Origin of the sequence: Mycobacterium sp. (genome assembly GCF_035314665.1) — a bacterium.
Classification (GTDB): domain Bacteria; phylum Actinomycetota; class Actinomycetes; order Mycobacteriales; family Mycobacteriaceae; genus Mycobacterium.
Window position 1 is genome coordinate 1 of sequence record NZ_DATFZD010000039.1, and the last position, 4,646, is coordinate 4,646.

Annotated in this window: 5 protein-coding genes; 2 read left to right on the forward strand and 3 right to left on the reverse strand. The window is 63.2% G+C overall.

What is annotated here, in order from left to right; genetic code table 11:
• On the forward strand, positions 1-547 hold a 547-nt coding region (locus VKI00_RS02940; RefSeq protein ID WP_324435225.1), incomplete at its 5' end, for a hypothetical protein.
• A 55-nt stretch (positions 548-602) separates the two neighbouring features.
• Positions 603-1,136, forward strand: a complete 534-nt coding sequence (locus VKI00_RS02945; RefSeq protein ID WP_324435227.1) for a hypothetical protein — start codon at positions 603-605, stop codon at positions 1,134-1,136.
• 518 nt (positions 1,137-1,654) lie between these two features.
• Here VKI00_RS02945 and VKI00_RS02950 read toward each other — a convergent pair.
• The 3 genes from VKI00_RS02950 to VKI00_RS02960 all read right to left on the reverse strand — a co-directional run bounded on the left by VKI00_RS02950 (position 1,655) and on the right by VKI00_RS02960 (position 4,570).
• The gene (locus VKI00_RS02950; protein WP_324435228.1) at positions 1,655-1,915 is read right to left on the reverse strand and encodes a hypothetical protein; all 261 of its coding nucleotides are present in this window, start codon (positions 1,913-1,915) and stop codon (positions 1,655-1,657) included.
• Positions 1,916-2,005: 90 nt separating this feature from the next.
• Positions 2,006-3,088, reverse strand: coding sequence for a tyrosine-type recombinase/integrase (locus VKI00_RS02955; RefSeq protein WP_324435229.1), 1,083 nt, complete (start codon positions 3,086-3,088; stop codon positions 2,006-2,008).
• 243 nt (positions 3,089-3,331) lie between these two features.
• Positions 3,332-4,570, reverse strand: coding sequence for a L,D-transpeptidase (locus tag VKI00_RS02960; protein ID WP_324435231.1), 1,239 nt, complete (start codon positions 4,568-4,570; stop codon positions 3,332-3,334).
• Positions 4,571-4,646 lie beyond the last annotated feature (76 nt).

A 4,646-nucleotide genomic window follows, 5' to 3' on the forward strand; every position in this document is an offset into this window, starting at 1 on the left:
GCCACCTCAAATTCCACGAAAACCGGGACAACCTCCCCTGCAGGTGCGAACACATTTCATTCTCTACCGTGAGTGGGCACACGCTCTGCATGGGCATACCGACCTCGAAATCACTACAGCGCGCCGTGAGGCCCAGATGTATGTCGATCTTGAGCATACCAATCGCATCCTGCTTGAGACGGTGCCCGACATCAACATCGAGTCGATGCTGGCCCACGTATTCAGTGGCCTGTTGCGACTGGGCCTCCTTGAAGGTCAAGCCAACTGGGGAGCAACCGCAACAATGCGCCCGACCGGATCGGTCCCCGCTGACCTGCCATTCGACTACGCCTGCCGTGTAACGCCTTCCCTCGCTGGCATGGAGTTGTACGGGTGGGCTTGCGGATTGGCCGAAATCAGTGCAAAAGACTTTATTACTTCGACCGAACTCCTCTCACTCGACGTCCCAGTCGAACGCCCTAAGGTTGTCTTCCCGAATCTGCCTCCTAAGCCCGAGGCAGCCGACGAGGCACAGCGGGCCAATCCTCATCCCAGACAGCCACGCTGAGTCAGCGTCACGCGTGGGCCAGCACCAACCCAGAGCGGGAGGTGAGCGAACTACCGTGCCACCACATGATGTTGTTGTCGTAGTCCAGCACGGGTCCAACACGACTGCATGGCTCGCCTTGGCAGTCTCCCTGGCCTTATTGCTGTGGCAGGTAGCCCAGTTATATATTCGCTGGCCCCGTATCGGCGTGGTGATTCGGCAGAGCGTGTTCATCCAGGCTCACCTTGGCTCCCCGCCTGAGCACCCTGTCGCACCGAGGGACAAGCTGCATCTGATCGTCGTAAACAATGGCGCGGAAGCCGCCACTATCGCGAATGTCGGACTGCGAAGTCACGATCGTTCACGACAACTCGATATTGAGCGCAGCCGGGATGAAGGCGTGCAGATCGACGGACCTGACCTCCCGGCACGGGTGGAGGAGCACGGTGCCCTCGCGTGGACGCTTGGTTACGAGGTGCTTGACCAATTCCCGAGGGGAACAGAGCTTGTCGGATGGGCCTGGAGATACAAGACATTTCGCAAATATCCGCGCTCACGGCGCAGCCCGTTTCGCGTGCACGAAACAGTGGTGACGACGGTCAAGAACTGAACACTGTTACCAGAGCCGGAGCCGGTTGCTCATGTGCAGATGGCCTAGCGCGTCAGGGTTGTGGCGCTCGACTGGCTGCCCGCCCAGAGACTGAGGGGGTTAACGGATCATGGCCAGCGATTAGAATCGCGTTGCGTCCCCGTTGGTAGGTCGCTGTTAGCTCTACACGCCGGTCGATGTCAGCGGCGATCGCTTGCAGTGCTTCGCGTTCCGCGGCGCTCCACACCAGTCCGCAGTCAGTCCGCAGTAGTTTCGATGACGGTCTTAACCACCCAACTGCTTCAACGCGGTGACCTGCGCCTTTCGGACGCTCCCAACGCGGTCAGTCGGCTTAAACGCCCATGTTGTCTCGTTCGCATCGAGTAGGTCGGCGTCAGCGAATCCGTCGACCTCAGGCGCTCCGCTACGCGGCCTTGGGCTGCTCCGCGGCAACCGCACGGGTCACCTCCTGCCCGTGCATGGTCGGGGGCTGCGTTTTCTACTCTTTACTTGCGCGTGGCCCCCCGACCCTCAAACCTCTACTTGTCCAGGTCGACTATCTCGGCTTCCCAGCCACGATGTTGATAGCCGGGGATGTATTCGTGCTGTAGTTCTACCAAGCGCTGTTCAACGTCGGAGCGTCGGCGCTTCTTCCGCACAGCATCTTTGACGCACAACCCCACCAGCAGCACCCCCACCGCTACGAAGAACCCCCACCACGGCAAGCCCATGAGCATGAACATGGAGGTGCCGAGCAGGCTGTAGAAGGTCAGCCCGGCGAGACCTTTGACGAGCTTCATGGGTAAACGCTACGACTGCGCCGCGACAAAAGGAACGGCCACCAGGCCCCGGCCCCCTCACACTACCTAAGCTCGTGGCTCTACGGGCCGCTAGGAGACGGAACCGGCTAGCTCCGAGAGCCTGTCCGCAATCGCGGCGTCCCGCTCCGCTGCGGCGATCTGGTAGCGCATCGCCATAGCGGGCGTCGTGTGCCCGATCCGCCGCATAAGTTCTTTGGTGGTCGCCCCAGCCTGAGCGGCTAGCGTCGCGCCGACGTGGCGCAAGTCATGCACGCGCATATCCGGCTTGCCCACGTTGGCGAAGCCTGACTTTACGGACTTGGTGAACGCCGTCTTGGACAACCGCTGACCCCGCGTCGTGGTGAACACGAACGAATCTTGCCCGTTGCCCGTATGCGCTGCCATGTGTGCCCGCAGGATCGCAGCAACATGGGGTGGAACCGTGACATCACGGATGCCGGCGTCTGTCTTGGGCGACCCCATCACCACCCTGTTGTCGATGTACGTTGCGGCCCGGCGGATCTTGAGCACCATCCGATCACCGCTCACATGCACATCTTTCCGGCGAAGCTCGATCAACTCCCCGAACCGCAAACCACACCACGCCGCCAAGGGCACCGCCGCCCGATACGCCTCCGGTGCGGCTTCGGCCACCTTCTGCAACTCGGCGGGCGTGAGCGCCTGCACATCACGCGGCTTGGGCGGCTTCCCCGCCGACTTGATCTGACAGGGGTTCTCCACCACCAGCTTGTCCTCGCGGGCAGTGTTGAAGATCGCCCTAAGCAACTGGTAGGCGTGCGTGTTCCTGGTCGGTGTTTTCTTCCCCAGGCCCACCCACCACGCGCGCACCATCGCCGGGGTAACTGCCCGCAGCATCTCGTCACCGAGGTCGGGCAGGATCCGCCTGTCGAGCAGATCGCGGTAGAGCGCGTGTGTCTTGGGTGTCAGGTCGCGCAGGGTCAGCCACTTCTCGGCGTAGTCGCGGATGGTGATGCCCTCGACCGCCTTGGCTGCCGCCCGACTCTCCGGGGGCGACCATTCCCCTAACTCGATGAGCTTGCGTTCATTCGCCAGCCACCCCTCGGCGTCCACCCGTGTCTCGTAGGTGTGCGTGGAGTAGTGGCGGTTGCCGTCGTCGGCGATGTATGACGCCTGAACGCGACCGCTGCGCATGGTCCGTAGCGTGCCCCAGGATCGCCTCCTAGGAGCCTTTCTGGAAGTCCTTGATGTCATGTTGCAACCTTATCGCGCAACCGCAACGCAACGCTAGTACGCCTTGACCTGCGGATTTATATGGGAATATGTCCACATTAAGGTTGCACAGAGTCAGCCAAGAAATAGCCTCTGAACTGCGTAAACAAGCCCTTTTTGCGGCCAGGTTGTGATCCTGGATGTCGCGGGTTCGAGTCCCGTCACTCACCCCGAAGCGTGCGGTGTCGCGGCGCCGGCGTTGCCGGCGCGCCACTGGTCCCACGGAATGTTCCAGTCGCCCAGGCCGTCGGTGCCCGGCAGAGTGGCGCCGAGCGTGTTGACGACCTGCACGACGTCACCGCGCTTGGTGTTGTTATAGAACCAGATCGCGTTGGCGGTGTTGACGTTCAGGCAGCCGTGGCTGGTGTTGGTGTAACCCTGCGCGCCCACCGACCACGGCGCGGCGTGGATGAAGATGCCGCTGTAGGAGATCTGGGTGGCCCAGTCGACGTCGGTGCGATATCCGCTGGGCGAGTTGACCGGAACGCCGTAGGTCGACGAATCCATGATGATGTGCGTATAGCGCTGGCCCACGATGTAGGTGCCGTTGTTCGTCGGCGTGCTGTTCCTGCCCATCGAGGTCGGCATCGTCTTGACGACCTGGCCGTTGACCCGCACCGTGACCGACTTGGTGTTGTCGTCGGCGGTCGCGATCACCTCGTCGCCGATGGTGAAGTGCCTGGTGATGTCGTCCTGGCCGAACAACCCGCCGCCCAGGTCGGCGCCGTAGATGCCGACCGCGACATCGACGGCGGTGCCGGGTTTCCAGAAATGCTCGGGGCGCCAACGCACTTCGCGGTCGTTGAGCCAGTAGAACGCACCGTTCACCGGCGGATTGGTGGTGATCTTGATCGCGCGCTGCGCTGCGAGCCGGTTCGGGATGTTCTCGTCGAACCGGATCGCCACCGGCTGACCCACGCCGACGACTTCGCCGTCGCCGGGCAGGACGTACGCCGTCGTCAGGTTGTCCGGCGCGTGGGTCTGGAACGTCATGGCCTTGCGCGTGATGCCGCTGAGCCCAAGGGCTTCCGCCGTCAGCGTGTACTGCTTGTCGTAGCCCAGCGGTTCCGCGGTGGACCACGTCAGGCCGTCCGGGCTGAGCCGGCCCGCAACCGGCTTGCCGTCGGCGGTCACCATCGTGACCGCCCCCAGCACCCCGTCGCCGACGCTGACCGTGACCGGCTGATCGACCGCAACGCCGACCGCGCCGTCGGTCACCGACGCCTGCAGCTTCGGAACCATCAGGTCGGCGTACGGGGTGGCTTTGTCCGCGATCACCTTCGCCTGCGGCGGGGCGGAATCGCTGCCGCACGCGGCGAGGACCACGACCAGCGCCGGGATCAGCGCGACCACCGCCAGCAAGGCCGAACGCCGCGGACGGGTCACCGAACGGACCTGCCACATGCTTTGCTCCACCTCGTAACCCGGCCTCGTTCGCTGGCGTCAACCGGAAACAGTCTAAGGGCAGGGCCGGCATGCG